24 protein-coding genes and 3 pseudogenes are annotated in these 24,323 nt (G+C 38.0%); 24 read left to right on the forward strand and 3 right to left on the reverse strand.

The features are described from left to right. The first annotated feature begins 1 nt into the window (after position 1). The 10 genes and pseudogenes from LFX17_RS07150 (at position 2) to LFX17_RS07195 (ending at position 10,430) form a co-directional block, all read left to right on the forward strand. Positions 2 to 1,372 carry an ABC transporter ATP-binding protein gene (locus LFX17_RS07150; RefSeq protein WP_238729631.1) on the forward strand — a complete coding sequence of 457 codons (1,371 nt, stop codon included), beginning with the start codon at positions 2 to 4 and terminating at the stop codon, positions 1,370 to 1,372. Further along, complete coding sequence (locus tag LFX17_RS07155) at positions 1,372 to 2,328, forward strand: hypothetical protein (RefSeq protein ID WP_238729633.1); 957 nt, start codon at positions 1,372 to 1,374, stop codon at positions 2,326 to 2,328. Before LFX17_RS07150 ends, LFX17_RS07155 begins: the two co-directional genes overlap by 1 nt. 22 nt (positions 2,329 to 2,350) lie before the next feature. After that, the gene (locus LFX17_RS07160; RefSeq protein WP_319937010.1) at positions 2,351 to 3,232 is read left to right on the forward strand and encodes a glycosyltransferase family 2 protein; all 882 of its coding nucleotides are present in this window, start codon (positions 2,351 to 2,353) and stop codon (positions 3,230 to 3,232) included. 175 nt (positions 3,233 to 3,407) lie between these two features. After that, a pseudogene (locus tag LFX17_RS07165) lies at positions 3,408 to 4,298 on the forward strand (glycosyltransferase); the annotation flags it as partial. 830 nt (positions 4,299 to 5,128) lie between these two features. Beyond that, entirely contained in the window at positions 5,129 to 6,001 is an 873-nt protein-coding gene (locus tag LFX17_RS07170; RefSeq protein WP_238731536.1) for a methyltransferase, TIGR04325 family, read from the forward strand. 11 nt (positions 6,002 to 6,012) lie between these two features. Continuing rightward, positions 6,013 to 7,041, forward strand: a complete 1,029-nt coding sequence (locus tag LFX17_RS07175) for a glycosyl transferase (RefSeq protein WP_238729636.1) — start codon at positions 6,013 to 6,015, stop codon at positions 7,039 to 7,041. A gap of 9 nt (positions 7,042 to 7,050) precedes the next feature. Beyond that, a complete protein-coding gene (locus tag LFX17_RS07180) occupies positions 7,051 to 8,001 on the forward strand; it encodes a class I SAM-dependent methyltransferase (protein ID WP_238729638.1) in 951 nt (316 codons plus the stop codon). Positions 8,002 to 8,037: 36 nt separating this feature from the next. Further along, positions 8,038 to 8,469, forward strand: a complete 432-nt coding sequence (locus tag LFX17_RS07185; RefSeq protein ID WP_238729639.1) for a sugar 3,4-ketoisomerase — start codon at positions 8,038 to 8,040, stop codon at positions 8,467 to 8,469. Then, on the forward strand, positions 8,466 to 9,557 hold the full coding sequence (locus tag LFX17_RS07190) for a DegT/DnrJ/EryC1/StrS family aminotransferase (protein WP_238729640.1): 1,092 nt from the start codon (positions 8,466 to 8,468) through the stop codon (positions 9,555 to 9,557). The genes LFX17_RS07185 and LFX17_RS07190 overlap by 4 nt, the downstream gene beginning before the upstream one ends. A gap of 72 nt (positions 9,558 to 9,629) precedes the next feature. Next, positions 9,630 to 10,430 carry a glycosyltransferase family 2 protein gene (locus LFX17_RS07195; RefSeq protein WP_319941267.1) on the forward strand — a complete coding sequence of 267 codons (801 nt, stop codon included), beginning with the start codon at positions 9,630 to 9,632 and terminating at the stop codon, positions 10,428 to 10,430. Positions 10,431 to 10,485: 55 nt separating this feature from the next. Here LFX17_RS07195 and LFX17_RS07200 read toward each other — a convergent pair. Then, positions 10,486 to 11,078, reverse strand: a pseudogene (locus LFX17_RS07200) (IS5 family transposase); the annotation flags it as partial. A 60-nt stretch (positions 11,079 to 11,138) separates the two neighbouring features. Between LFX17_RS07200 and tnpA the strand changes: the two are divergent. The 3 genes from tnpA to tnpC are packed head-to-tail and all read left to right on the forward strand — an operon-like array spanning position 11,139 to position 13,385. Then, positions 11,139 to 11,426, forward strand: coding sequence for an IS66 family insertion sequence element accessory protein TnpA (gene tnpA, locus LFX17_RS07205; protein ID WP_118966454.1), 288 nt, complete (start codon positions 11,139 to 11,141; stop codon positions 11,424 to 11,426). Next, entirely contained in the window at positions 11,417 to 11,764 is a 348-nt protein-coding gene (gene tnpB, locus LFX17_RS07210; RefSeq protein WP_118966397.1) for an IS66 family insertion sequence element accessory protein TnpB, read from the forward strand. The genes tnpA and tnpB overlap by 10 nt, the downstream gene beginning before the upstream one ends. 43 nt (positions 11,765 to 11,807) lie before the next feature. Further along, positions 11,808 to 13,385 (forward strand): IS66 family transposase, encoded by a 1,578-nt coding sequence (gene tnpC / locus LFX17_RS07215; RefSeq protein ID WP_118966396.1) that lies wholly within the window; start codon positions 11,808 to 11,810, stop codon positions 13,383 to 13,385. Between the two features lie 9 nt (positions 13,386 to 13,394). Here the strand turns inward: tnpC and LFX17_RS07220 are convergent. Beyond that, positions 13,395 to 13,616 (reverse strand): annotated as a pseudogene (locus LFX17_RS07220) (transposase); the annotation flags it as partial. Between the two features lie 191 nt (positions 13,617 to 13,807). Between LFX17_RS07220 and LFX17_RS07225 the strand changes: the two are divergent. The 10 genes from LFX17_RS07225 to LFX17_RS07270 all read left to right on the forward strand — a co-directional run bounded on the left by LFX17_RS07225 (position 13,808) and on the right by LFX17_RS07270 (position 23,691). After that, on the forward strand, positions 13,808 to 14,674 hold the full coding sequence (locus LFX17_RS07225) for a glycosyltransferase (protein ID WP_238729643.1): 867 nt from the start codon (positions 13,808 to 13,810) through the stop codon (positions 14,672 to 14,674). A 38-nt stretch (positions 14,675 to 14,712) separates the two neighbouring features. Beyond that, a complete protein-coding gene (locus LFX17_RS07230) occupies positions 14,713 to 15,621 on the forward strand; it encodes a rhamnan synthesis F family protein (protein WP_238729645.1) in 909 nt (302 codons plus the stop codon). Positions 15,622 to 15,758: 137 nt separating this feature from the next. Then, on the forward strand, positions 15,759 to 16,319 hold the full coding sequence (gene rfbC, locus LFX17_RS07235) for a dTDP-4-dehydrorhamnose 3,5-epimerase (protein ID WP_238745837.1): 561 nt from the start codon (positions 15,759 to 15,761) through the stop codon (positions 16,317 to 16,319). Between the two features lie 3 nt (positions 16,320 to 16,322). Then, positions 16,323 to 17,243: a dTDP-4-dehydrorhamnose reductase gene (gene rfbD / locus LFX17_RS07240; protein WP_238745838.1), complete on the forward strand. Its 921-nt coding sequence runs from the start codon at positions 16,323 to 16,325 to the stop codon at positions 17,241 to 17,243. Beyond that, positions 17,240 to 18,289 carry a dTDP-glucose 4,6-dehydratase gene (gene rfbB / locus LFX17_RS07245; RefSeq protein ID WP_238729649.1) on the forward strand — a complete coding sequence of 350 codons (1,050 nt, stop codon included), beginning with the start codon at positions 17,240 to 17,242 and terminating at the stop codon, positions 18,287 to 18,289. Before rfbD ends, rfbB begins: the two co-directional genes overlap by 4 nt. Further along, positions 18,290 to 19,174 carry a glucose-1-phosphate thymidylyltransferase RfbA gene (rfbA, locus tag LFX17_RS07250; RefSeq protein WP_238729651.1) on the forward strand — a complete coding sequence of 295 codons (885 nt, stop codon included), beginning with the start codon at positions 18,290 to 18,292 and terminating at the stop codon, positions 19,172 to 19,174. A 39-nt stretch (positions 19,175 to 19,213) separates the two neighbouring features. Then, a complete protein-coding gene (locus LFX17_RS07255; RefSeq protein WP_238745840.1) occupies positions 19,214 to 20,182 on the forward strand; it encodes a glycosyltransferase family 2 protein in 969 nt (322 codons plus the stop codon). A gap of 5 nt (positions 20,183 to 20,187) precedes the next feature. Continuing rightward, positions 20,188 to 21,108, forward strand: a complete 921-nt coding sequence (locus LFX17_RS07260) for a glycosyltransferase family 2 protein (protein WP_238745842.1) — start codon at positions 20,188 to 20,190, stop codon at positions 21,106 to 21,108. 111 nt (positions 21,109 to 21,219) lie between these two features. Next, positions 21,220 to 22,068, forward strand: a complete 849-nt coding sequence (locus LFX17_RS07265; RefSeq protein WP_238745844.1) for a glycosyltransferase — start codon at positions 21,220 to 21,222, stop codon at positions 22,066 to 22,068. Positions 22,069 to 22,299: 231 nt separating this feature from the next. Continuing rightward, complete coding sequence (locus LFX17_RS07270; protein WP_238745851.1) at positions 22,300 to 23,691, forward strand: DASS family sodium-coupled anion symporter; 1,392 nt, start codon at positions 22,300 to 22,302, stop codon at positions 23,689 to 23,691. Between the two features lie 42 nt (positions 23,692 to 23,733). Here LFX17_RS07270 and LFX17_RS07275 read toward each other — a convergent pair whose 3' ends face one another. Continuing rightward, complete coding sequence (locus LFX17_RS07275; RefSeq protein ID WP_238745853.1) at positions 23,734 to 23,919, reverse strand: hypothetical protein; 186 nt, start codon at positions 23,917 to 23,919, stop codon at positions 23,734 to 23,736. A 167-nt stretch (positions 23,920 to 24,086) separates the two neighbouring features. Between LFX17_RS07275 and LFX17_RS07280 the strand changes: the two genes are divergently transcribed. Continuing rightward, on the forward strand, positions 24,087 to 24,323 hold the full coding sequence (locus LFX17_RS07280; RefSeq protein WP_238747708.1) for an antitoxin: 237 nt from the start codon (positions 24,087 to 24,089) through the stop codon (positions 24,321 to 24,323).

A 24,323-nucleotide genomic window follows, 5' to 3' on the forward strand; every position in this document is an offset into this window, starting at 1 on the left:
AATGACAGACATAGCAATTTCAGTTCAAGATCTTTCTAAACGTTTTGAAATATATGAGACCCCATTATCTAGAATCAAACAATTGATCAGAGCACCATTGGGGAAAATATCTTCGACGTTTGAAAAGCAATACTACAAAGAATTTTGGGCGTTAAAAGATATCTCGTTTGAAATACCGAAAGGGGAATCCTTTGGGATTATCGGAAGAAACGGTGCAGGCAAGAGTACGTTGTTATCCATCATTGCAGGTACGATGGCGCCAACAACAGGTAGCATTGATGTTAAAGGTAAAGTTGCCGCCCTTCTTGAGTTGGGAAGCGGTTTTAATCCTGCATTTACCGGAATTGAAAATGTATATCTTAACGGTAGTATATTAGGGTTCTCTAAAAAAGAAATTGATGAAAAATTAGATGAGATTCTTGCATTTGCAGATATTGGTCCTTTCGTTAACCAGCTCGTAAAAACTTATTCGAGTGGAATGACTATGCGACTTGCTTTCGCCGTCCAGGCCTGCCTGGAACCTGAAGTTCTAATTGTAGATGAGGCTTTGGGAGTAGGGGACGTTTTTTTTCAGGTGAAGTGCCATTCTAGAATGGAAAAATTACAAGAAAATGGAACTTCTATTTTATTCGTAACTCATTCTATGGGAGTAATCGAGAAATATTGTAAGAATGCTCTTCTGTTAAATGAAGGTCGCGTTATGTTTAAAGGAGAATCTTCAGAAGCTATCGGGATGTATTATAATTTAGACAGTATTATGAAGGTTGGCGATGACTCCGGTCTGGAGTCCAGATCTGTTTTAAGGGAAAAAATGCCGCATCCCGAAGATTGGCCCGATGAAAATCAATTTCCATCAATAGATAATTTACAGGTGCGGTTAGGTTCTGAATCCATGGCGCATTGCACTAAATTCGGAATTTTTGATTATAGGAAATTAGCCTCGAAAGCTTTTACTTGGAAAGATAATCTTTATCTTTATGCAGAGTTTGCTATTACCGAAGACATAGAGATTCCTTATATAGGAGTCTCCTTTTTAGATGCCAGAAACATTATGATCTACGGAAAAACTTCTTTTATGCATGAAGGTAATGATCTTCTTGTTTCAAAATCAGGCTCTACAGTCAGGGTTCGGATGGAGATCCCATTGGATCTTCCTGCAGGTGATTATGTTTGTACAATTGGAATAAATTCGATGAACGAGAATACTTATAAGTATTTGGATAAGATAAATTTCCAAGATTTAACGAGTAACACAAAATCGATCGTCACTTATAATGCGACTTCTTTTAACGTGTCTTTTCCGGCCAAAAGGATTCAACCTTTTTTCGGATTCTGTAATTTGAGTTCGAAAATGTATCTTGAACAATTATAATGTTTTCGAAAGACGAACTTATTCGCTTTATATTTTATTGGTTTATTCCACCTGGCTTAAAGCCAGTTCTCGTTAAAGCTTATAAAAGCGTAATCTTTGTGAACTTTGAGATTGATCTTACGCCTGCTTCCATGGGTTATCCTGATCCTGTAGAGGAAGCAAAAAGAGAAAAAATCAGATTGAATTTCTATCTTAAAGAGAATGCGATTTATCAGAATAGACATTTGGGAAAAAAACTATTCATACTATGCAATGGTCCATCGATTAAAGCTGAGGATTTATCTGTTTTGAAAGGAGAAATTTGCATGGGTGTAAGTAATTTTTACAAACATGCTGAATATGGCCAGATTAAACCTTTGTATCATGTGACCCCGAATGTTTTTTATGAAAATCTCCGACTTGCAAATCCTGATCCAGTTCAATCTTTAAAAGACTGGTTTTCTGAAATGGAGAAATGCACTTGTGAAGCTGAATTGTTTTTTGGATCAAGACAAATGAGCTTTATAGAAGAACATTCATTCTTTCAAAATAGAGCCGTTCATTTTCTCGAACTTGAATCTCAAGAGCGTATACCTAATGAAAATAATGTCGATATAACACAGGCGATTCCTCCGGTTCAATCCGTTCCTATAGTATGTTTAATTTTGGGGATTTACATGGGATTTAAGGAAATTTATTTGTTAGGAGTGGATCATACAGAGCTTATTGCAGATTCATACGAATATTTTTTCGATCGAAAGACGATGGCCTTTAAAGATCCTTCTGTTACGAAGGATAATAAATTAAATGATAAGAAAATAAATATTCTAGAATCATACACTTTCTTATGGAGACAATATCTTGGAATTCTTGAAGTTGCAGAAAAGCGTGGTATTAGTATTATTAATTTAAACAAACATAGTTTTTTGGATGTGTTCCCTAAAGGTTCGTTATCTGAAGCCTTAATCTATAATTAAAATATCGTTAATCTATTTATTCGTGCTCTATATACTATTACCATTTTATAATCGAAAAAAAGTGACCGAAAGGTTAATTTTATGCCTTAAAAGACAAACATATAAGAATTTTAAAATATTATTGATTGATGATGGGTCCAAAGATGGGACTTCTGAAATGGCCACTAGTCACTTTCCGGAGTCGGCAATAATCAAAGGGAGCGGAGACTGGTGGTGGGGAGGGTCTCTTCAACAAGGTTATAACTGGTTGAAGAGACATGAGATTGAAACTGACGATGATATTTTGATTGTGAATGACGATGTTGAATTTGCTGATGACTTTCTTGAAATAGGGATCGAATTATTAAAAAAAAATAAAGATAGTCTGTTTCTTGCAAAATCATATTCAAGAATCGATAATAGCTTACAGGATTCTGGCGTTCGTGTCGATTGGAGTAATCTTTCTTTTAAAATGGCAAATTCGCAGAAAGAGATTAATGTTCTCTCTACGCGGGGACTTTTTTTGAAGGTAAGAACTTTTTTTAAAATTGGCGGGTTTTATCCTAGATTAATTCCGCATTATCAGTCGGATTATGAATTTACGCATAGAGCTTATTTGAAAGGTTTTACACTTAGAACTTCCGATAGTCTTTTTCTTTTGGAGGATCCGAATGAAACTGGAATTCGGACCGCTGAAGTTCGGGATATTAAAGATTTTATAAAAGTGTATTTTAATAAGAAGTCAAATTATTACCTTTTGTCTTGGGTTTCCTTTGTTATTCTCCGATGTCCTTGGCGGTGGAAAGTCCGAAACGTTATCAGAATACTCCTTTGGCCGTTTCCAGGATTATTGAGATATTTTGTTCAAATTCGATCCGTTCTTCATTTTCTTGCCGCCTTCGTTCGTAAATTTAAAAGACACTGATAACAATTTATAGTATAAATTCCCTCATTTCGATTCCAAATGCCATTGTAGTTTTTGTAAATGAAAAATATCACTCTAAAATCATTAAACGTTTTTTGAGTAATTTTGACATTTACTCAAAAGCTCGGTTTTCACTTATTGGTATTTCTTTGAATAGTTTGCATTAAGAGGTATTATGAGTTTAGCACCCATAGCGTTGTTCGTATATAATCGACCCGAGCATACTCACTCTACTTTTAATGCACTTATAAAAAATAAATATGCAGCGGAGTCAGAGCTTTTCATCTTTTCTGATGGAGCAAAATCAGAAAAACATATTGATAAAGTAAGGGAAGTTAGACAGCTAATTAAGAGCTTTGTTGGATTTAAAAAAATTAGAATCATAGAAAGCGACAGAAATCGAGGATTAGCAGAATCTATTATCATGGGAGTGACTGATTTAATTTCAAAATACGGAAAAATAATCGTATTAGAAGATGATATGGTTACTTCACCATTCTTCTTGAGTTATTTAAATGAAGCACTAGATAAATACGAAAACAATGATCATGTCGTTTCGATTCACGCGTATCGTCTCCCGATTAATGAAACGACTCCTGAAACTTATTTTTTAAGAGGGGCGGATTGTTGGGGGTGGGCTACGTGGAAAAGAGGTTGGGATATATTCGAAACTTCGGGGCAAAAACTTCTGAACAGTCTCAATTATAGAAGATTAAATTACGATTTCGATTTAGAGGGATCTTATCCCTATACTCAATTACTAAAGGATCAAATTGTTGGCAAGAATGATTCCTGGGCAATTCGTTGGCATGCGGCAGCCTTTTTAGCCGATAAACTAACTCTATACCCCGCTAGATCACTTGTTTTTAATATAGGTTTAGACACTTCCGGAACACATTGTGAGGCTACTGACGAGTTTAATGTTGAATTAAGTCAAATACCGATTCAACTGGAAGACATTGAAATTCTGGAAAGTATAAAAGTCAGAAATTCGTTTAGAGAACATTTTAGGAATTTATACTGGTCTAGGCGTAGGCGTTTATTAGAAGTCGTCCGGCGTCTCGTGTATGTTTTAAGAAATCAGGGAATAATCTTATTCTTAAATAGGATTATTAGAAAATTTATAAATCGATCAGAACATTTTAGCGAAAGTTTTTTCAGTTGGCATTTAGCAAATCTGCACGCTGATATTGTCGCTGATAAATTGGGTGTAAAGAATCGTTTGGAGTATATTCATGAAATTTTGGAAAAAGAAAGATTTGAAGTCTTAAAGTATTCTGAAATTGCGAATGAATTCTTTATGCTATTGCAAAAAGTAGAGAAAGCAGAAATTATCGAGGTTGGAAATTCCGATAAGAGTTTAAAGGACTTCATCGCTCCGGATTCTGAGACGTCTCGAGATATAAAAAATTGGCTAACGATTCCTCTTGCTGATTTTTATGAACAAGATTGGTTAAATTTTAAAAATGGAATTTACAAGTATTGTTCCGAATCAGCAAAAGATAATAAAGAAGTAAAGACTTTAAGAATATTGGTAATACATGATTCGATTTTTTATACTGCTGAACCATTTCTTATTTTTGAGGCTTTTTCAAAGTGTGATTTTTCTCATATCTTTTTTATGGGATTCTATGAATCTCAAATGAAAGAAAATGTTCTTACAGTTAGACAAAATTTTAATACTAATTTAATTGCTCCTATTTGGGCTTTAAAAAGTTTGGAAGTGTTTCAAGATATTATGAAACTTACAAAAAGAAAATATGAACTTCGCTTTCAAGGAACTTTAGGACAATTTAATGGATCTGCCGAAGTTGTAAGAAATTCTTATTGGTTCCAATCACAATGATATTTCGTAAGTTTTTTTATTCTTTTATCGATGCAGATCGTGGTTTCAGGATGATTTTTTCTTATCTTAAAAGATTTCTTATTAAAATTTTACCGCCAGCTACTTTTGATTTACTTAATTTGCTAAAAAATCTTTTCCAAAATATTGGAATGAACAGGAGGAAAAGTTCTTTTTTAAACTATGGTTTTAATGGGATTTTCAATAATTGGGAGGAAGCAGCAAGTTTATGCGGTTCGTATGACTCGAATGAGATTTTAGAAAAATGTAAACAAGCTCTTCTTAAAGTAAAGAATGGAGAAGCAGTTTACGAGAGGGATTCTGTAATTTTTGATAAGGTTCAATATTCTTGGCCTTTGGTTGCGGCCTTGATGTATATTGCTGCTAAATTTAAAGGAAAAATTGATGTTTTAGATTTTGGTGGATCGTTAGGTAGCAGCTATTATCAGAATCTTCTTTTTTTGGAAAGTTTAGAAACCTTTTCTTGGAACATTGTTGAGCAAAAAGAATTTGTTAGAGAGGGAAAGCTAAATTTCCAGAATCAACACTTACGTTTTTATAATGATATTGATTCTTGCGTTAGGGATAAAAAAATAGACGTTTTTCTCGCTTCAAGTTCTTTTCCATATATTCGTGAGCCGTTCGAACTCATAAAAAAAATAATAAATTACGACTTTCCTTATATTGTTATTGATAGAACTTATTTCATCAATCTTTCTAAATCCATCGTTTCCGCACAAAAAGTTCCGCCCGAAATCTACGATGCTTCGTATCCTGCCTGGTTCTTCAATTTTAACGAATTTCACGAGGCATTTAAGGAAAAGTATAAATTGTTGGTAGAGTTTGATAGTTATTTGCAGATATCCAATCTGTTGGAAGGGATGAGGACAAAAGAAATGGGCATGATCTTTGAGTTAAGGAAATAAATAGGCATATTATGAAATATCTTTGTACTCTATTTGATTATAATTATTTGCCACTGGGTTTTTCACTTTACAGTTCTATCCAGAAGCATTTTGGCGATTTTCATCTTTGGATTCTTTCATTAGATAATAAATCATATGATTTTTTAAAGAAACAATCTTTGGAAAACGTTACATTGATTTCGTTGGATGAAGTCGAATCGGATGATGTTCTTGTTGCAAAGGGGAATCGGACCTGGCAGGAATATTGTTGGACCTTAAGTCCAGTACTCCCCTCTTATATTTTGAATAAGAATCCCGATATTGATCATATTACTTATTTAGATTCCGATATTTTCTTTTATTCCGATCCAGAACCAATTTACAATGAGATAGGAAATGCTTCTATCATGATCATTCCTCATCGATTCCCAGAACGTTTAAGACACCTAGAGGTAAACGGTATCTATAACGTCCAGATGGTTTATTTTAAAAGAGATAAAATAGGGGAAAAATGCTTAAATCGCTGGAGAGAACAGTGTATTGAATGGTGCTATTATAAATTAGAAAACAATCGTTTAGGAGACCAGAAGTATTTGGATGTCTGGCCCCAAAATTATGATAATGTATGCGTCCTTAAAAACGAACAGTCGGGAGTTGCACTTTGGAATATTGAGAAATATAACGTTTCTGTAAAAGATGACCAGATATATATAGATGGGCTTCCTTTGATATTTTATCACTTTCACATGTTTAAATTCTATTCGAGCAATATCTATTCATCCGGAAGTGTTAATTATAATTTAAACTTTTCAGCTATAAGGCCAATCTACGAGATTTATACGAATCAGTTAGTATTGATAGTTTCTAATTTAAATGTTACATTAAAAAAACTTAACATTTCAGATATTATTACGATGATTGAACGAAAAAATTTTCATTCTGTATCAATCTTTACTCAACTGTATTGGCAATCTTCCCTTTGGGTTTTCGTGATTTTTAAGAGAATAGCAACTTATGCACGAAATATAGTGAAAAGAATATATTCTAAAATATTTAATTAATTGGATTTTATGATCTCAAAATGTCCCATTTGTGATTCCGATAATAAAAAGCCGGTTTATGAACTCTTTGATGATAGATACGGCTTTCGAGGTTTTTTTAAATTATATATTTGCTCTGATTGCAAACATAAATTTTTAGAAAATAATTTTTCTAATGCTGATCTAACTAAATTATATTCAGATTATTATCCTAGACGAACCTTTGATGTGAACTCCTATCGACCTTTAGAAGAGGTGAAAGGTTTTCGTGGTTGGCTAAGCGGTGATTTTCGATCCTTTTCAGCAGTTCCAAAATGTGTAAGAGTTTTAGATATTGGATGCGGTTTCTGCGAGTCGCTTGGCTATCATCAGTCTCGAGGTTGTGAAGTTTACGGTGTGGAGGCTGATAAAAATGCAACTAAGGTTGCAGATAGATTTGGATTTAATGTTCATATTGGAACTTTTGATGAAACAGCATATCCATCCGAATTCTTTGATTACGTGACCATGGATCAAGTAATTGAACATGTTATTGATCCAGTCCATACGTTAAAAGAAATTCATCGTATCCTAAAGAAGGGCGGTCGATTTATTGCCACAACTCCAAATTCAAATGGATTTGGAACATTTTTTTTTGGTCGCAAATGGATCAATTGGCACACTCCGTATCATTTACATCATTTTTCCAAAAAGTCAATTTATAGTCTCGCTAGTAGAAGCGGATTTCGAGTCGAAAGTCTTAGAACTTTAACGAGTTCCGAGTGGTTTTTTTATCAATGGATTCATTCTTCTTTTTTTCCTAAGGAAGGTGAGGTTTCTTCGTTTTGGAGTCCTAACTCTAAAGGTTTATCTGCTTCACAGCAGAAACGTCTAATATCGTTACAAAGATTGAAAAAGTTAAAGTTAAATAGCCTGATTACTCGTATTTTCGATTCAATTGGGTTCGGTGACAATTGGCTTATTTATTTTGCAAAAGAATGAAATTTACTATTTAATGTGCAGCTGAGGCAATTGAAGATGGATGAAATTCAAGTAAAAAATTCCGGTTATATTAGTCTTAAAAAAATTCATGATGATCGAGATGGGAATCTCATAATCATGGAGGCGTTGCGGGATGTTCCGTTTGAAATAAAGAGAATATATTATATTAATAATTTAGAAAACTCGGTGAGTATTCGAGGATTGCATGCGCATAAAGAAATTGAGCAAGTTATATTTTGCATCAATGGCAGTTTTACCTTGGGTTTGGACGACGGAAATATGCGCCAGAAGATTTTAATGAACAACGATAATGTGGGTGTTCTTTTAGGAAAGATGCTTTGGCATACAATGGAAGCTTTTTCATCGGGTTGCGTTTTGATGGTGGTCGCTTCAGATTATTATCGTGAGGACGATTATGTAAGAAGCTATTCAGAATTTATTCAATTGGTTAATGGAAATCAAATATGATTGATTACGAAAATTTATATTTTTCAAACCTCGCTTACTTAGAAGAGTGTAAGAAAAAAATTTCGGATGTATTAGAAAGTGGTTGGTTTATTTTAGGGAACGAAGTTAAAAATTTCGAACGCGATTTTGCAGAATACAACGGGAATAAATATTGTATAGGGGTGGGAAACGGATTAGATGCCCTGATTCTTGCTTTAAAGGCTTTAAATTTAGGAAAGGATTCGGAAATATTAGTACCCTCTAATACGTACATCGCTTCAATTTTAGCAATTTTGCATGCTGGTTTGAAACCAGTATTAGTTGAGCCAGATCTGAAAACGTATAACATTGATCCGCGAAGAATTCAAGAAAAAATAGGATTAAAAACAAAAGGAATTCTGATAGTTCATTTGTATGGGAAATCGTGCGATATGGACCCAATTTTACAAATTAAGGCCAAGAATAACCTTTTTATGATCGAAGATTGTGCGCAATCACATGGTGCTACCTATAATGAAAAAAAAACGGGAACATTCGGTGAAATTAGTGGTTTCAGCTTCTATCCGACTAAAAATTTGGGGGCCTTTGGAGATGCAGGTGCTGTAGTTACTGATAGTATTGATTATGATCATACTATTAGAAAATCGAGAAATTATGGTTCTTCCATAAAGTATCATAACGATTTAATCGGCTATAACTCTAGACTAGACGAGCTTCAGGCTGCAATTTTGAATGTTAAAATTAAATACCTTGATGCGAGTAACCAACACAAAAGGAGCCTAGCAAAAATTTATTTAGACAATTTGAAGGAAGATTATATTAAACCAATAGTGTCGGACAAGACGTATGATGTTTATCATATTTTCAATGTTCGTCATGAAAGAAGGGATGAATTAAGGGAATATCTATTAAAAAAAGGGATCAAAACTGAAATTCATTACCCGATTCCTCCTCATAAGCAGCTTGCGATGAAGAATATATTAAATTTTTCGGAAGAGTCTTTCCCAATTTCTGAAGAAATTCACCGAACTACTTTAAGTCTTCCGATCTCAACATTTCATACAGCGGATCAAGTGAATCAAATTGTAGAAACGATGAATTCCTTTTAAAAGCTACTTTTCATCGAGTCATGGCCGCTAAACGAAATAAGGTAATTTCATTAACAATGTCTGTCAGGTTGCATTTTGAAGCAAATAGATCTCTCGATAATTACAATAAATTATAATAATCTCTCAGGCCTCACTAAAACTATGGAAAGCGTATTGTCTCAAAAGGCTAGAAATTTTGAACATATTGTTGTCGATGGTCTTTCAACGGATGGAAGTAAGAATTATTTGGAATCTTTTAAAAAGCCCCCATTCATATTTATTTCGGAGAAGGATGACGGAATTTATTTTGCACAGAATAAAGGAATCGAAAAAGCCCGAGGTAAATACGTTCTTTTTTTAAATTCGGGAGATACACTTGCGAGTGCAAATACCATAGATGAAATTTTCTCTTACCGATTCGAAAGTGACCTGATCTATGGAAATATGTTTATAGAATCTTCTAGCAATATTCAGAGATTAGGCAAACAACCGAAAAAGCTGACGCTGACTCATTTGATGTTAGATACAATTTGGCATCCCTCTTGTTTGATACGAAGGGATTTATTTAAAAGATTTGGACTTTATGATACGAATTTTAAGATTGTCGCGGACTACGAATTCTGGCTCAGGATTTTCTCTTCGAATCAGATTACTACTACGTATATTCCGATTCCATTTTCTAAGTTTGACTTGAAAGGACTTAGTTCTGATCCTGAGAACCAATCTTTTATAAGTTATGAGCGAAGAATTAGCCAAGCTATGTATTATAATCGGTTTGATTTATTTTTTTATCGCGATATTCCTTTGATCTCAAGATTTATGTTCCGCCTCATCAAGGCACTTCTAAGAAAAACATTGAATCCAATTTTTATAAGAAAGGTTAGAGAACGGTAATGCCATATCGTTTTTATTTTAATCTCAAAAAACATATTAAGAGCTTGTCCCAAAACTACTTCAAAACCATTCTTAAGAGAATCAGAGTAAAAGTGATTTTGAGAATTGCCATGTAATTATTTTCTTTAAATTCCCAACATGTTTTAGCGGCTCGAAAAGAATTAATCCAAGCAAAAGTTCTCTCAACGACCCACCGAAACTTTTTTAAGGGTCGAATATATTCAGGAATCTTTGTATTCTTTTTATTTGGAATTCTATATCGAATTCTTCTTTTTTTTAGATTGTTCTTAATCGCTTGTCCAATATAGGCTTTGTCGAGGGACAATATCTCGGGTTTCAAACGTTTTTTATTTCTAAAAAATCGAAAGTTATCTAACGTCGAAGCGAGAAGTTTTGAATTGTGGGTCCCGGATTGAGAGATCACAAAAGAAATTGGTGCCCCTAATCGATCAACGAGTGTATGTCTTTTAACGCCTCTTTTACCACGGTCCGTCGGATTTGGTCCGGTGAAAAGCCCCCTTTTGGAGCCCTCGCTTGACTTCCATCCGCCGCCATTCTTTTCGTTCGGATCTTTATAGAATGATCATAGAGCTTTAAAGCTTCTTTATGAATTTTATCAAAAATACCTGCTTCTACCCATTCTTGAAATGTAAGCGCCTAAACAACCGCACCTTTTTCTAATCGTATAAATGTTGTAAACTGTCTTTGATGAAAAAAACGAAAATAGATTGGCCCAAAGAGTTTGATGACTTTTCAAAGAGTGGACTTTCCCAGCCTCAGTATTGTAAAGAAAGACACCTCAAATACACGACGTTTCGATATCATTGGGAGAGACGTTCTAAGCATTCAGAGAAGAACGACTTTGTAGAAATTCCTCCTTCCTCGACAAATTCTCAGTCATTGGTAGAAGCCGAATTTTTGACCCTAAAGATAGATACGTCGGGGAAGGCATCGCTCCAAGTAAACGTTCAGTTTAGTTTAGGACGATGGAGTTAAATCCCGGAAACAGAAAAGTGTATCTTCGACCTGGGGCGACGGATTTAAGGAAATCGATCAATACGCTCTCTGTAATCGTAGAAGGAAAGATGAAAAAAGATCCGTATTCGGCGAGCGTCTTTCTCTTCTGCAATCGCAAGAAAGATAAACTGAAGATGCTCTACTGGGATAAGAGCGGGTTTTGCCTTTGGCAGAAGAGACTGGAAGAGAGTAAATTCCCGTGGCCGAACTCAGAGGAGGAAGTGCATAAAATACCCGTTGAAAGGTTTCATTGGCTATTGAATGGGATCGATTTTTTCAAAGAGCACAAGAAACTAAAATACAAGAATGTCAGTTGAAAATGTTTGACTCAAGAAAAGAAAGTATTAAGACTGAATCCGAATGTCTTTGGATCTAAACTCTCTTCCTGATGATGTAGAAGAACTAAAAAGAATCATTATATTAGAGAATAATAAATATCAGGAAGAATTACGACTCCAAAAACAGAAAGAATCCGAACATTTGGATCAGATCGAGAGATTGAAGATCCAGCTTTTCGGGAGAAAGACTGAGAAATGGAGTCAGATCGAAAAAGATCAAGGATTTCTTTTTAACGAAATAGAAAGCTCCTTGCAAGAAGATTCTCCTGAACCCGAAGAAGAAAGTCTTTTTAGTCCTGTTAAAAGCCATACAAGAAAGAAGACGGGAAGAAAACCTTTCCCGGACTACTTTCCAAGAATCGAAATCCTACATGATATTCCTGAAATTGATAAAACCTGTTCTTGTGGTCACGAGCTTACTCGTATCGGAGAAGACAAGTCCGAGAAGTTAGATATTATCCCGGCTAAAATACAAGTCGAAGTTCATATTCGCCCTAAGTATGCGTGTAAGCATTGTGAAGGAACTTCTGATGAAACTCTACCTGTCGTAAGAATCGCGCCGGTTCCCCATCAGATCGCTGAGAAGAGTATGCTTTCTTCCGGATTCTTAGCTCACACGCTTACTCAAAAGTTTGCGGATGCTCTTCCGTTTTACAGACAAGCCGGGATTCTCCAGAGATCGGGAGTGGATATTTCAAGGAGCACCCTTTCCAATACCGCAATTCAAGTTTTTGAAAAACTTTCTCCGATGATCGAGGATGTGAGAAGGGAACTTTTCAAATCGAAGTATTTGCAGATCGATGAGACGATTCTTCAAGTGTTAAACGAAGAAGGAAAGTTGAATACATCCAAATCGTATATGTGGGTGATCCGAGGGTTCATCAGAGAAAAGCCCGTTGTTCTCTATCATTATGAGCCGAGTCGGAGCGCTAAGTTTTTAGAAGAATGGATCCAGGGATTTGAAGGAATCATCCAAACGGACGGTTTTGAATCTTACGATTCTTTGTTGAAAGTTAAATCTAAGATTCTTCACGCGGGATGTTGGAATCATGCGAGGAGGAGATTTTTCGAAATTCTAAAAATCGATTCTAAGAATGTGCAAGCAGAATGGATCGTAAAGAAAATCGGTAAGCTTTATACAATCGAGTCAAAAGCTAAGGTAGAAAGTTTAAGTTCTGAAGAACATCTGAAACTCAGGCAATCCGAATCTAAGCCTATCGTTGATGAGATTCGTTCTTGGATGAACAAACGGATCGTCGAAGTTGCTCCCAAATCTTCTATGGGAAAAGCGCTCTCTTATCTTTCTGGCCAGTGGGAAAAACTGCTTCTCTTTTTGGATCATCCGGAATTGCAATTAGATACGAATCTCGTTGAGAACGACATTCGTCCTTTTGTGATCGGTAGAAAAAACTGGCTCTTCTCCGGTTGTCCACAAGGGGCAACTGCGAGCGCGGGATTCTATTCGTTAATTCAAAATGCAAAGATCTCAGGTATCGATCCTTACGCTTATTTACGAGATCTTTTTAAGTCTTGGGAAACGATACCGAGAAGTCTTTCTTGCGAGGATCTGCCAAAAAACGGTGGGCTTGTGGTTCGTTAGGCGGTTACCTTGAAATCTTCGATGAAGAGTCGATTTGCTGCCGAACATCGGAGGCATATATCGCCAAGGAACTCCTGTTTTAACTCGATAAAATATTGCGGCAAGCACCGTCCTATCATCTAAGCGAGGTCGTCCGCCATTAGAAATGATTCTTCTATCCTTAGGAAGTAACTGCTTTAATTTGAGCCAGATCGGCTCCGGAATATCTAAATGTCCTAATTGCGATTTCATTCTCTATATATTACATTTAGAGATTTATGTACAAGAAAGTTTTGGGACAAGCTCTTATCTAATGTGCTCAGGAGAAAGCTTGGATTAGGGTGATCAAATAGAAGGCATCTGATTAGATGATTGCGTTTAAAAACAGATTTAATTTTAATAATTAAAAGAATATCATATATTTATTAGATGTATAAATAATAATGTCGCCAATCTCCTCGCCTCAATTCTCTATCGTAGTTCCGTGTTATAACTATGGTCAGTTTATTGAGGAAACCATTGATTCAATTAGAAAGCAAACTTATACAGATTGGGAAATCATTATTGTCGACGATGGATCGGATGATGAGTATACTTTGCATACATTAAGAAAGCTTTCCGAAGAACAAGAAAATTTAACTTTACTTCGTCTTCCTATTAATTCAGGTCCTTCGAAAGCGCGGAATTTTGGGATTGAAAATGCAAAAGGGAAATATATTCTTCCGTTGGATTCAGATGATAAAATAAATCCTTCATATTTATTCGAAGCAATTTCTGTATTTAATAAGAACCCCAGGATAGGAATTGTTTATTGCGAAGCCGAATTTTTTGGTAACTTAAGGGGAAGATGGAATTTGCCAGAATATCGATTCCCTGATATACTGTTAGAAAATTGTATATTTGTATCTGCTATTTTTAAAAAGTCGGATTGGAAGCAGGTCGGCGGGTTTAGCTCGAACACTATGAAAAATGAATGGGAGGATTTTGACTTTTGGTTAAAGTTAATAGAAAGAGGAGTGCAGGTTTATAAAATTCCCAAGGTTTTATTTTGTTATCGTGTCGGGCACACTTCCAGATCTAGTCGTTCAATACAAAGTTTTTTGCCGCTTTATATGCAACTCTTTGAAAATCATAAAAACCTTTATGTCAATAATATAGAACTTTTATTTCGAAGGCATTTGGAAGCTAAGGAACTCGAAGAGACTTTTCTTGTTTTTACTAAGATTCCTTTACTTTTCGCAATCATAAAAGCATTGTCTCGGTTTTTGAAGGCTGTATCAGTTTTTAAGCGAAGACTTTTTAACTTTTAATATTTGTATCCGACGATAGCATGTTCAATTTCTTAAACTTGAAAAAGAAAATCAAAACCACGCTCGTTGGAGATGCTGTGAATTGGGAATTTAGAACGGAGGTGAATTTCACTTACGAAGAGATTTCGAGAATTTCGGGCCCAAAACTTTGTTTAATGGCTCACTATAATTCCGAATGTAGGATTCATGATTATGTAATATTTTATATTAAGTCTCTCAAGGAATTAGGATTTGAGATCATTCTTTGCTCTACATCAATGATTTCAAATCAATCGAAAGAAAAAATCTCTACTCTTGTTTCGGGTATCCTAATCCAAGAAAACTATGGTTGGGATTTTGGTCTTTGGAAATCTGCTTTAATGAGACTTAAAAATGAAATCTTAGATCGATTAAATATCAAATCCCTTATCCTAACGAACGATAGTGTTTATGGACCTATTCGAAGTTTAGATGAAATTTTCAGAGATATGGAGAACGAAAACGTTGATCTTTGGGGAATGAGTGAGAGCTTGGAAATTCAAAAGCATATCCAAAGTTATTTTTTAAATTTTGGTGAAAGAATCATTCAATCTGATTTTTTTTGGAATTTTTGGACTAATATGAAATATTTTTCTGATAAAAGGTTGGTTATCTCAAACTATGAGTTGAAAATCGAAAGATTATTTTTTGAGCGAGGATTTCGTTGTAAGGCATTTTTTTCAGAGGAAAAGTTAAGAAGAGCCGTTGATTCGAATCATAAATATCGAAATAAAAAGATCGAAGAAATTAATCCAACATTGGCCCTTGGGGAAGAGATACTTTATAATTATAATTTTCCTTTTATTAAAGGAGAGCTATTGAGGAAGAAAATGCTTTCCAAAAAAGCAGTGATTAATTTAGAAAATTATATTTCAAATCTTAGTTATCCAACTTCATTAATTCGAGAGCATCTGAATTCAAAACGATAAAATATGTATTTAAATTGTTCCGTTTAATGAGCATAAATATTCTTGGAAAGCTTGCTAATATCGAAACCTTTATTTTATTAGTATTTCTATCTAAATGTCTGATGGATAAAAGTTCGATTTTTGAATTGATTTAAGTTATGCAATTTAAAAGATTTCCTATCGAAGGACCCGTTCTTATCGAACCGAAAGTATTCGGCGACGAACGGGGATTCTTTTTTGAATCCTTCAAAGATTCGGCTTTCAAACAAGAGAATATTCCCACCGATTTTTTTCAGGACAATCATTCCCGATCCGCACGCGGTGTCTTAAGAGGAATGCACATGCAGATTCCTCCTTACGAACAAGGAAAACTGGTTCGAGTGGTACGGGGAAGGGTGATCGATGTTGTCGTCGATATTCGAATCGGTTCTCCCACCTTTGCACAGTGGGTTTCGGTCGAACTTTCCGAAGAGAATAAGAATATCTTCTGGGTTCCGCCCGGCTTCGCCCACGGTTTTCTTACATTAGAAGACGAGACGGATTTTTTGTATAAGGTGACGCAGGAATACAATCCTAAGAACGAGGTCGGAATTCGATGGAACGATCCGGCGCTTGATATTCCTTGGAAAACTTGGTTGCCTGATTCCGATTTTATCGTGTCGCAAAGAGATCAGGAAACTCCGCTCCTGGCCGATTTTAAGAGTCCATTCGTATATTAGAATATGATTTATTATACCGGTAAAAACGGTCAGCTTGGCCGGGAATTATCCAGCCGTTTGAACGCAATCGGATTGGAATCGATCGGTTTCGGAAGAGAGGATTGGGATCTGACAAATCCGGATGTTGTCGAAACCGTTCTGGGGAAAAATCCGAAAGTATTGATTCACTGCGGCGCATATACCGCTGTCGATAAGGCCGAGTCCGATCGCGAAACCGCCTACAAGGTCAACTCCGAGTCCGTAAAAAAAATCGCCGAGGAATGTTCGAAAAGAAACATTCGACTGATCTACGTCTCCACCGATTTCGTTTTCGATGCGGGTTCCGATACGATCGAAGACGTGATTCGATTTTGGAAACCGGATTCCCCTTTATCGCCGAAGGGTGTTTACGGTCTTTCGAAAGCGGAAGGGGAGAATTGGATACGAAAGACATTCGGAAACTCCGCAGGCGCGAACATAGTTCGCACAAGCTGGGTTTATTCTTCCCATGGAAATAACTTTCCAAAAACGATCCTTCGTCTTTTGGCCGACGAGAATCGACCGGAATTGAAAGTGATCGAAGATCAGCTAGGTCGTCCCACTTGGGCCGGAAGACTTGCCGATTTTCTAATATTCTTAGTTCAAGGAATTCTAAAGGGAGAATCCTATCCGCAGACGTTGCATTTTTCAAATTCGGGAATCGCGAGCTGGTTCGATTTCGCCGTTGCCGTTCGGGACGAAGCGCATTCTTTTTCGTTAATCCAAAGTGCCAAGCCGATTCTTCCGATTCCGACGGAAAGTTACCCGACGCCCGCGCCGAGACCGCGTTATTCTATTTTAGATTTGGAAGAAACCAGAAAGATATTCGGACCGATTCCTCATTGGAGAGAAGACTTAAAGCTCTGTCTTGAAGAGATCGTTTCGATGTCCGGAAAAAAAGTATGAAGAAAATTTTAGTAACCGGAGGGGCCGGATTTATCGGTTCCAATTTCGTTCATCTTCTTTTGGAAGATACTCGCGAATATCAAGTGATCGTTTTAGATAAGCTGACTTATGCGGGAAATTTGAAAAGTCTGGATCGTTGGAAAAACGATTCCCGATTTATTTTTGTCAAAGCTGATATCGCCGATAAGGATCAAGTTGCGGACGTTTTTCAAAAACACGAGTTCGACTTTATCGCACATTTTGCGGCGGAAAGTCACGTCGACCGATCGATTACGGGACCGGAAGAATTCGTTCGGACGAACGTTCTCGGGACGTTTTATCTTTTGGATGCCGCACGTTTGCAATGGAAGAATTCTTTTGACGGAAAAAAATTCCTTCACGTTTCGACGGACGAGGTGTTTGGAACGTTAGGCGATACCGGATTCTTTACGGAAGAAACTCCGTATGCTCCGAATTCTCCGTATTCGGCGTCCAAGGCAGGTTCGGATCATCTGGTGCGTTCCTACTTTCATACCTATCATATGCCGGTCGTAACGACCAACTGTTCCAATAACTACGGACCGTATCATTTTCCTGAAAAGCTGATTCCGTTGATGATCCTGAATTGTCTTCACGGAAAACCTCTTCCCGTCTACGGAGACGGAAAGAATATTCGAGATTGGTTATATGTTAAGGATCACTGCGAGGCGATCCGCGTCGCTCTATTTCAAGGAAAGCCGGGCGAAACATACAACATAGGCACTCGAAACGAAAAAAGAAACATCGATATCGTAAATTCGATCTGTTCGATTATGGACGAACTTCATCCAGCCGGAGCGCCGCATTCCAAGTTGATCCAATACGTCAAGGACAGACCGGGACACGACTTCCGCTATGCGATCGATCCTTCTAAGATTGAAAAAGAACTCGGATGGAAGCCTAAATTCAGTTTCGAATCCGCTCTTCGGGAAACGATTCAGTGGTATTTGGAAAACGAATCTTGGTGGAAGGAAATCCTTTCCGGTCAATACAAAGAATATTATGAAAGTCAGTATGAGAAACGTTAGATGAAATCAAGAAAAGGAATTATTCTCGCGGGAGGTTCGGGCACCAGGCTTTATCCGGTGACCCATGTGATCTCCAAACAACTTCTTCCGGTTTACGATAAACCGATGATCTATTATCCGCTAACTACGCTTATGTTAGCGGGGATACAAGATATTCTCATCATCTCGACGCCCCAAGCGACTCCGATGTATAAGGAGCTTTTGGGAGACGGAAAACAATGGGGAATCAATATCGAATATGCGGTTCAACCGGATCCGGGAGGGCTTGCGCAAGCCTATTTGATCGGCGAGAAGTTCGTAAACGGACATCCTTCCGTCTTGATTTTAGGCGATAATATTTATTTCGGTCACGATCTTTCCGCGCTTTTATCGGGTGCTTACGAAAGAACCTCCGGTTCGACCGTTTTTGCGTATCCGGTTCATGATCCGGAACGATACGGGGTTGTGGAATTCGATTCGAATCGACGAGCGATTTCGATCGAAGAAAAACCCGTTAATCCGAAATCGAATTATGCCGTTACAGGACTTTATTTTTATGACGAAGACGTAGTGAACATCGCTAAATCCATCAAACCTTCTCCAAGGGGAGAATTGGAAATCACCGATGTGAATAAGGTTTATCTGGAACGAGGCACTTTGAACGTGCAGGTGATGGGACGCGGGTACGCGTGGCTTGATACCGGAACGCACGAATCCCTTTTGGAAGCTTCGGTATTTATCGAAACGATCGAAAAAAGACAAGGTCTGAAGGTGGCTTGTCCCGAAGAGATTGCGTTTCGAAAAGGTTTTATCAACGCGGCCGACCTTGAAAAATTGATCGAACCTTTGAAAAAGAACGGATACGGGCAATACCTCTCCAAGGTTCTTCACGAAAAGATCTACTGAAGATAGAATTGCCCCGCCATCGATTTTCGTGATTGTTGAATGCAAAATTATAATATTATAACAATCACATACAATTCCGAAAAGTACATCTCAGCGCTGGATGATTCCATGCAGTTGCCGTCCGGTTGGAATTGGCTCATTTGGGATAACGATTCCAGGGACGGAACAAGGGATTTACTTGAGAAACTTCCGAAAAAGAAACGGAGAATCGTTCATTTCAGCGAGCGAAACCTCGGGTTTGCCGGAGGAAATAACGCCGCGGTCAAGGTCGCTTCCGAAGCCGATTGGATTCTTTTGATCAATCCCGATTCTCGTCTTGCTCCGAACTTCTTTGAGGAATGCGAGAAAACCCTATCTTCCCGAGGAAAAGAATATTCCGTGATTTCATTTTTGATGCTCAAAGAGGACCAAAGAGAAGTCGTCGACGGTGCGGGGGATATCTACCACGTTTCCGGCGCTGCATGGAGAAGGGGTTATAAACAAAAACTCGCGCAGGAATATCTCCAAGAAGCGGAGATATTTTCCGCGTGCGGCGGTGCGATGGCGATTCGTTCCGAACTTTTCGAACGGCTCGGAGGATTCGATGAAGATTTTTTTTGCTACATGGAAGACGTGGATCTAAGCTTTCGCGCACGACTTCTCGGTGAGAAGGTTTTATTTACTCCGAATGTTCGAGTCTTTCATCACGGTTTCGGTTCGACCGAAGAAAGAAGTTCTTTTTCCCTTTATTACGGTTTGCGAAACGCATTGGTCGTTTATTGGAAGAACATGCCTTTGTTGTACGGTTTGCGATTTTTGTTTCATCATCTTCTTTTCTTTTCGACCAGCATACTCTTTCATTCCATTCTTACGAGTCCTAAAATCTTAGCGGTCCCCTTTGCGTTTTTGAAAATGTTGCCGGCGTTGATTCGTAAGCGGAGAATCGTTCGTAAAACGCAGAATGTCCGATTTGATTCGCTCATGAATCTGATGAATCGGGAACTGCTTTCTCCGTTTCGTAAAAAATAAAATCGATGATAGAACGTTTTTCTCCGTTAGCCGTAATCGTTACGTACAATCCCGAATTTTCGAAAACCTTCCGAAACGTCCTGAATTTAAACGAGAATAAAGTTCCCGTTCTGATCGTAGACAATCATTCCCGGAATACGGAAGAGATCCGCCCTCAAATCAAAAAACCAAATCTGTTTTTGGAAAATCCTAAAAATCTCGGATTGGGATTTGCCCTCAATAAAGGAATCGAATATGCAAAGAAGAACGGCTATTCTCACGTTTGGCTGTTCGATCAGGATAGTTTATTGGAATCCGAGGCGATTCGATTTTTTTTGGAGAAGGTGAAGTCGTTCGAGCAAGACGCACCGCTCGCCAAAAAGAAAGTCGCTTCGTTCGGTCCGAATATTTTCGATTCCGTTAAAAATCGAAACATATACGGATTGAAGAAAATTTCGGATGCTTTCTTAGACGCTTCCTTTTTGATTACGTCCGGCAGTTTTTATCCGTTGTATGTCTTCGAGGAAGTCGGACCGATCCAGGAGGATTTTTTTATCGACTATCTCGATTACGAATGGTGTTTTCGTGCGAACTATAAGGGTTATGTTCATAAGATCATCGCCGCCTCGAAGATGAATCATTCGATCGGAAATCGTTCCAAAAACATATTCGGAATTTTTAAAATAGCGATCCATTCTCCCTTTCGTTGGTATTTCTTGTTTCGAAACGGAATTTGGATGTGCAAACTTCCGCATGTACCCTTTCGATTTAAATCGGATATATTGATAAAGTCTTTTCTTCGACTTCTTCTCCTTCCTTTTTTCGGCGGTTCGATTATTAAAACCTTTCGTCATATTCTTCACGGAATCCGAGACGGGTTCGCAGGCGGACAATCTTCGTTTTATAGGAATTTGGTCGGTGCCGACTCGGATTCCGGCTCTCGTTGAAACGTTTCGATTTTATCCGGAAGAATCTCTTGAAACAAGATTTTTTCCAAGTGCAGACGTTCATCGACGGATGTCTGCTTTTTCGAAAATAAATACAAATCAGGTGACAGTTTGAATTTCGGGGTTACAGTTTCGATCGTATTATATAAACCGAATATTTCGATTTTAAGGGAATCTTTGGAATCGCTTTTAGCTTCCGTCGCGTATCAAATTTCTAAGAATGATTCGAAGACGCGATTTCAAATCGATGTCTTGGATAATTCGCCTTCGTTTTCGCAAGAGGTTCAGAGTTTTCTGAACGATTACTCCAAGGCGCGGGAGTTTAAGAAACAAGTCGCATTTCGATATATTCACCTGCCGGAAAATCCGGGTTATGGAGCCGCAAACAACCGGTCCCTATTGGAGTCGAAAACGAAATACCATCTTGTTCTCAACCCGGACATCAAAATGATTCCTCAGACGTTGTATATATGCGCGCGTTATTTGGAAGAACATTCCTCGTGCGACGCTGTTGTTCCTTCCGTTTGGGATTGGGACAGCGACGGTAAGGACGTCGCTACGATGCAGTTTTTAGTGAAATCGTATCCGACCGTTTTCGTTTTGTTTTTGCGATCCTTTGCTCCAAAATTTTTGAAATCGTTTTTTCAAAAGTACTTGGACGCATACGATTTAAAAGAAAGGGATTGGAGCCGAGCACAGGAATCGGTTCCTCTCGTAAGCGGATGTTTTATCTTCGCGAAAACGGAATCGTTGCGGAAGATCGGCGGCTTTGACGAAAGTTTCTTTTTGTATTTCGAGGATTTCGATTTATCGATGCGCTTAAAACGAAAAGACTACTTGCCTAAGGTGAAAATTTTTCACAAGGGCGGTAATTCTTCCAAAAAAGGTTTTTTGCATATTCGACTTTTTGTAACTTCCGCTTTTCGTTTTTTTATGAAATTCGGTTGGAAATTGATTTAAAATTTGTCCCAAACTGAATGTGGTTTGATCCAAGTTTGGAAACGTTTCGTTCAGGAAAGCACGATTCGATTCTCGGTTTTAAGCCCGATATTTTTTCTGTGAATTCGTCTGTCGGAACGAGTAAACATAACTCCTTGTCGAAATGAAAACGGAATTTTTGCCGGAATTTTTTAAAACTTTCAACGAATATTTCGATTTCTGCATATGCTACTTTATCGGAAACTATGTTCGATGCGTAATTTAATCACGACGTTTGTTACTCTCGTTTTTATTGGAATCCTATTTTGGATTCAGGTTCGGTTTGCGATTCCTCTCGGAGTCGCGATTATGATCTGCCTATTTTGTTTGGCTGCCGCGTTTTGGGTTTTAGAACCGATTCCGGGTTATGCGACTTCGATTCTGATTCTTTTTCTTGAGATTGTGTTTTTTGCAAATCCAACCGGAATCGAAGCTTTGAAATTCCAGCGCGGCAAAAATCCGACGGCATCGGTCTTTTTGTCTTCGACCGCGGATTCTTCCATCATACTTTTTTTAGGCGGTTTTGTTTTGGCAAAGGCCTGTGTGAAAACTGGATTCGATCGTTTTCTTGCAAACCGGATCATCCGCAAGTTCGGGACCAAGAGTTATCAAGTTCTATTGGGTTTTATGTTTACCACCGGTTTTATCTCGATGTGGATGAGCAATACCGCGACGACTTCGATGATGATCGCTCTTTCGTTTCCCTTGTTTCAGATTCTCCCCGAAAAGGAACCGTTTCGAAAAGCGCTTCTTTTGGGAATTCCGTTCGCCGCGAATATCGGAGGAGTTGGGACGCCGATCGGCTCTCCGCCGAATATCATCGCAATGGGCATTTTAAAACAACAAGGCATTTCGGTTTCGTTCGGGACGTGGATGCTCTTTGCGCTTCCTCTTGTCGTCGTTTTAATTTTGTTCGCGTGGTTTCTTCTTTTGAAATTGTTTCCTGAAAACGGTTCGTTGGATTTGATCGTTGAGTTTCCCGAACCGGAAGGCGGAACCAAATCTTTCTCGTTTCGGACGACATCCGCGATTTTTTTGGGAACGGTCGCGCTTTGGTTTACGGAAAATCTTCACGGAATTCCCGCGGGGGTGATCGCATTATTGCCTTTGATCCTCTTTCCTACGTTCGGAATTTTGAATGAGAAAGACATCAACTCTTTGGAGTGGTCCGTTCTGCTTTTGATTGCGGGTGGAATCGCGATCGGAATCGGGCTTCAACAAAGCGGGATGAGTCTTTGGTTTTCGGAAATTCTGAAACCTATTACAAAACCGGAATATGCGGTAAGTGTGTTATTTCTTCTTTGTATTTTAGCGCTTTTGCTCAGTACGTTTATGTCGAATACGGCCGCTACGAATCTTTTGGTTCCGTTTGCGTTTCCTTTATCCGCGATCATTTTGCCCGGATCGGAAGCGTATCTTTTGGAGATTTGTCTGGGCATCGCCCTTTCCGCCTCGTTGGCGATGTCGCTTCCCGTAAGCACTCCGCCGAATGCGATCGCGTATGCGGTGGGCGGTTTTGAAATCAAGGATATGATCAAAGCCGGTTTACCGGTCGGAATTTTCGGTTTGATTTTGACGTTGCTCGCCTATTTTATGTTTTTATAATACGATTGGAATTGTTCGGTTTTCCGTTTCTGATTGTCTTTTTTATTGATTTATTTTCCTTCCTTCCTTCCTTCCTTCCTTCCTTCCTTCCTTCCTTCCTTCCTTCCTTCCTTCCTTCCTTCCTTCCTTCCTTCCTTCCTTCCTTCCTTCCTTCCTTCCTTCCTTCCTTCCTTCCTTCCTTCCTGTAATTTCCCTTTTTGAATCTTTTGCTGGATCGGTTTGATTCACCCGCCGATTCATACAACCTGCCTCAATCGACCAACGGTTTGAGAGTCAAAACTCATCCCGAAAAAGAAGCTCCTTAAAAGTCGGCGTAAAAAAAGATAGTATACGGGAAAAATACTTGAAGAAACCCATAAATATGGGACCATAAAGATGTGAAAACGACGTTAGAAATACCGGATTTATTGTATAAAAAAGCGAAAATAAAAGCCGCAGAGCGGGGAGTTTCGATGCGAAACTTGGTCATAGAAGCATTGGAGCATACTCTCAAAATGGAAGAAGACGTTAGACAAAGACGAGGTGAGTCCGGCTTCGAAACCAATGGCCACGGCTGGCCCGTTCTTTCCAAAAAGAAAGGAGTCAAGGTAACGAACGAAATCATCAACACAATCAAGGAGGAAGAAAATTAG

It is taken from the genome of Leptospira sanjuanensis (genome assembly GCF_022267375.1).
In the GTDB taxonomy this organism is placed as follows: Bacteria; Spirochaetota; Leptospiria; order Leptospirales; family Leptospiraceae; genus Leptospira; species Leptospira sanjuanensis.

Excerpts from the sequence above, each read along its gene's own strand:
- rfbA (WP_238729651.1), top strand. The coding sequence starts at position 18,290 with ATGAAATCAAGAAAAGGAATTATTCTCGCGGGAGGTTCGGGCACCAGG.
- rfbD (WP_238745838.1), top strand. The coding sequence starts at position 16,323 with ATGATTTATTATACCGGTAAAAACGGTCAGCTTGGCCGGGAATTATCC.
- LFX17_RS07150 (WP_238729631.1), top strand. The coding sequence starts at position 2 with ATGACAGACATAGCAATTTCAGTTCAAGATCTTTCTAAACGTTTTGAA.
- LFX17_RS07155 (WP_238729633.1), top strand. The coding sequence starts at position 1,372 with ATGTTTTCGAAAGACGAACTTATTCGCTTTATATTTTATTGGTTTATT.
- rfbC (WP_238745837.1), top strand. The coding sequence starts at position 15,759 with ATGCAATTTAAAAGATTTCCTATCGAAGGACCCGTTCTTATCGAACCG.
- rfbB (WP_238729649.1), top strand. The coding sequence starts at position 17,240 with ATGAAGAAAATTTTAGTAACCGGAGGGGCCGGATTTATCGGTTCCAAT.
- tnpA (WP_118966454.1), top strand. The coding sequence starts at position 11,139 with ATGAAAAAAACGAAAATAGATTGGCCCAAAGAGTTTGATGACTTTTCA.
- LFX17_RS07190 (WP_238729640.1), top strand. The coding sequence starts at position 8,466 with ATGATTGATTACGAAAATTTATATTTTTCAAACCTCGCTTACTTAGAA.
- LFX17_RS07170 (WP_238731536.1), top strand. The coding sequence starts at position 5,129 with ATGATTTTTTCTTATCTTAAAAGATTTCTTATTAAAATTTTACCGCCA.
- LFX17_RS07255 (WP_238745840.1), top strand. The coding sequence starts at position 19,214 with ATGCAAAATTATAATATTATAACAATCACATACAATTCCGAAAAGTAC.
- LFX17_RS07225 (WP_238729643.1), top strand. The coding sequence starts at position 13,808 with ATGTCGCCAATCTCCTCGCCTCAATTCTCTATCGTAGTTCCGTGTTAT.
- LFX17_RS07270 (WP_238745851.1), top strand. The coding sequence starts at position 22,300 with ATGCGTAATTTAATCACGACGTTTGTTACTCTCGTTTTTATTGGAATC.
- LFX17_RS07175 (WP_238729636.1), top strand. The coding sequence starts at position 6,013 with ATGAAATATCTTTGTACTCTATTTGATTATAATTATTTGCCACTGGGT.
- LFX17_RS07185 (WP_238729639.1), top strand. The coding sequence starts at position 8,038 with ATGGATGAAATTCAAGTAAAAAATTCCGGTTATATTAGTCTTAAAAAA.
- LFX17_RS07180 (WP_238729638.1), top strand. The coding sequence starts at position 7,051 with ATGATCTCAAAATGTCCCATTTGTGATTCCGATAATAAAAAGCCGGTT.
- LFX17_RS07260 (WP_238745842.1), top strand. The coding sequence starts at position 20,188 with ATGATAGAACGTTTTTCTCCGTTAGCCGTAATCGTTACGTACAATCCC.
- tnpB (WP_118966397.1), top strand. The coding sequence starts at position 11,417 with ATGGAGTTAAATCCCGGAAACAGAAAAGTGTATCTTCGACCTGGGGCG.
- tnpC (WP_118966396.1), top strand. The coding sequence starts at position 11,808 with ATGTCTTTGGATCTAAACTCTCTTCCTGATGATGTAGAAGAACTAAAA.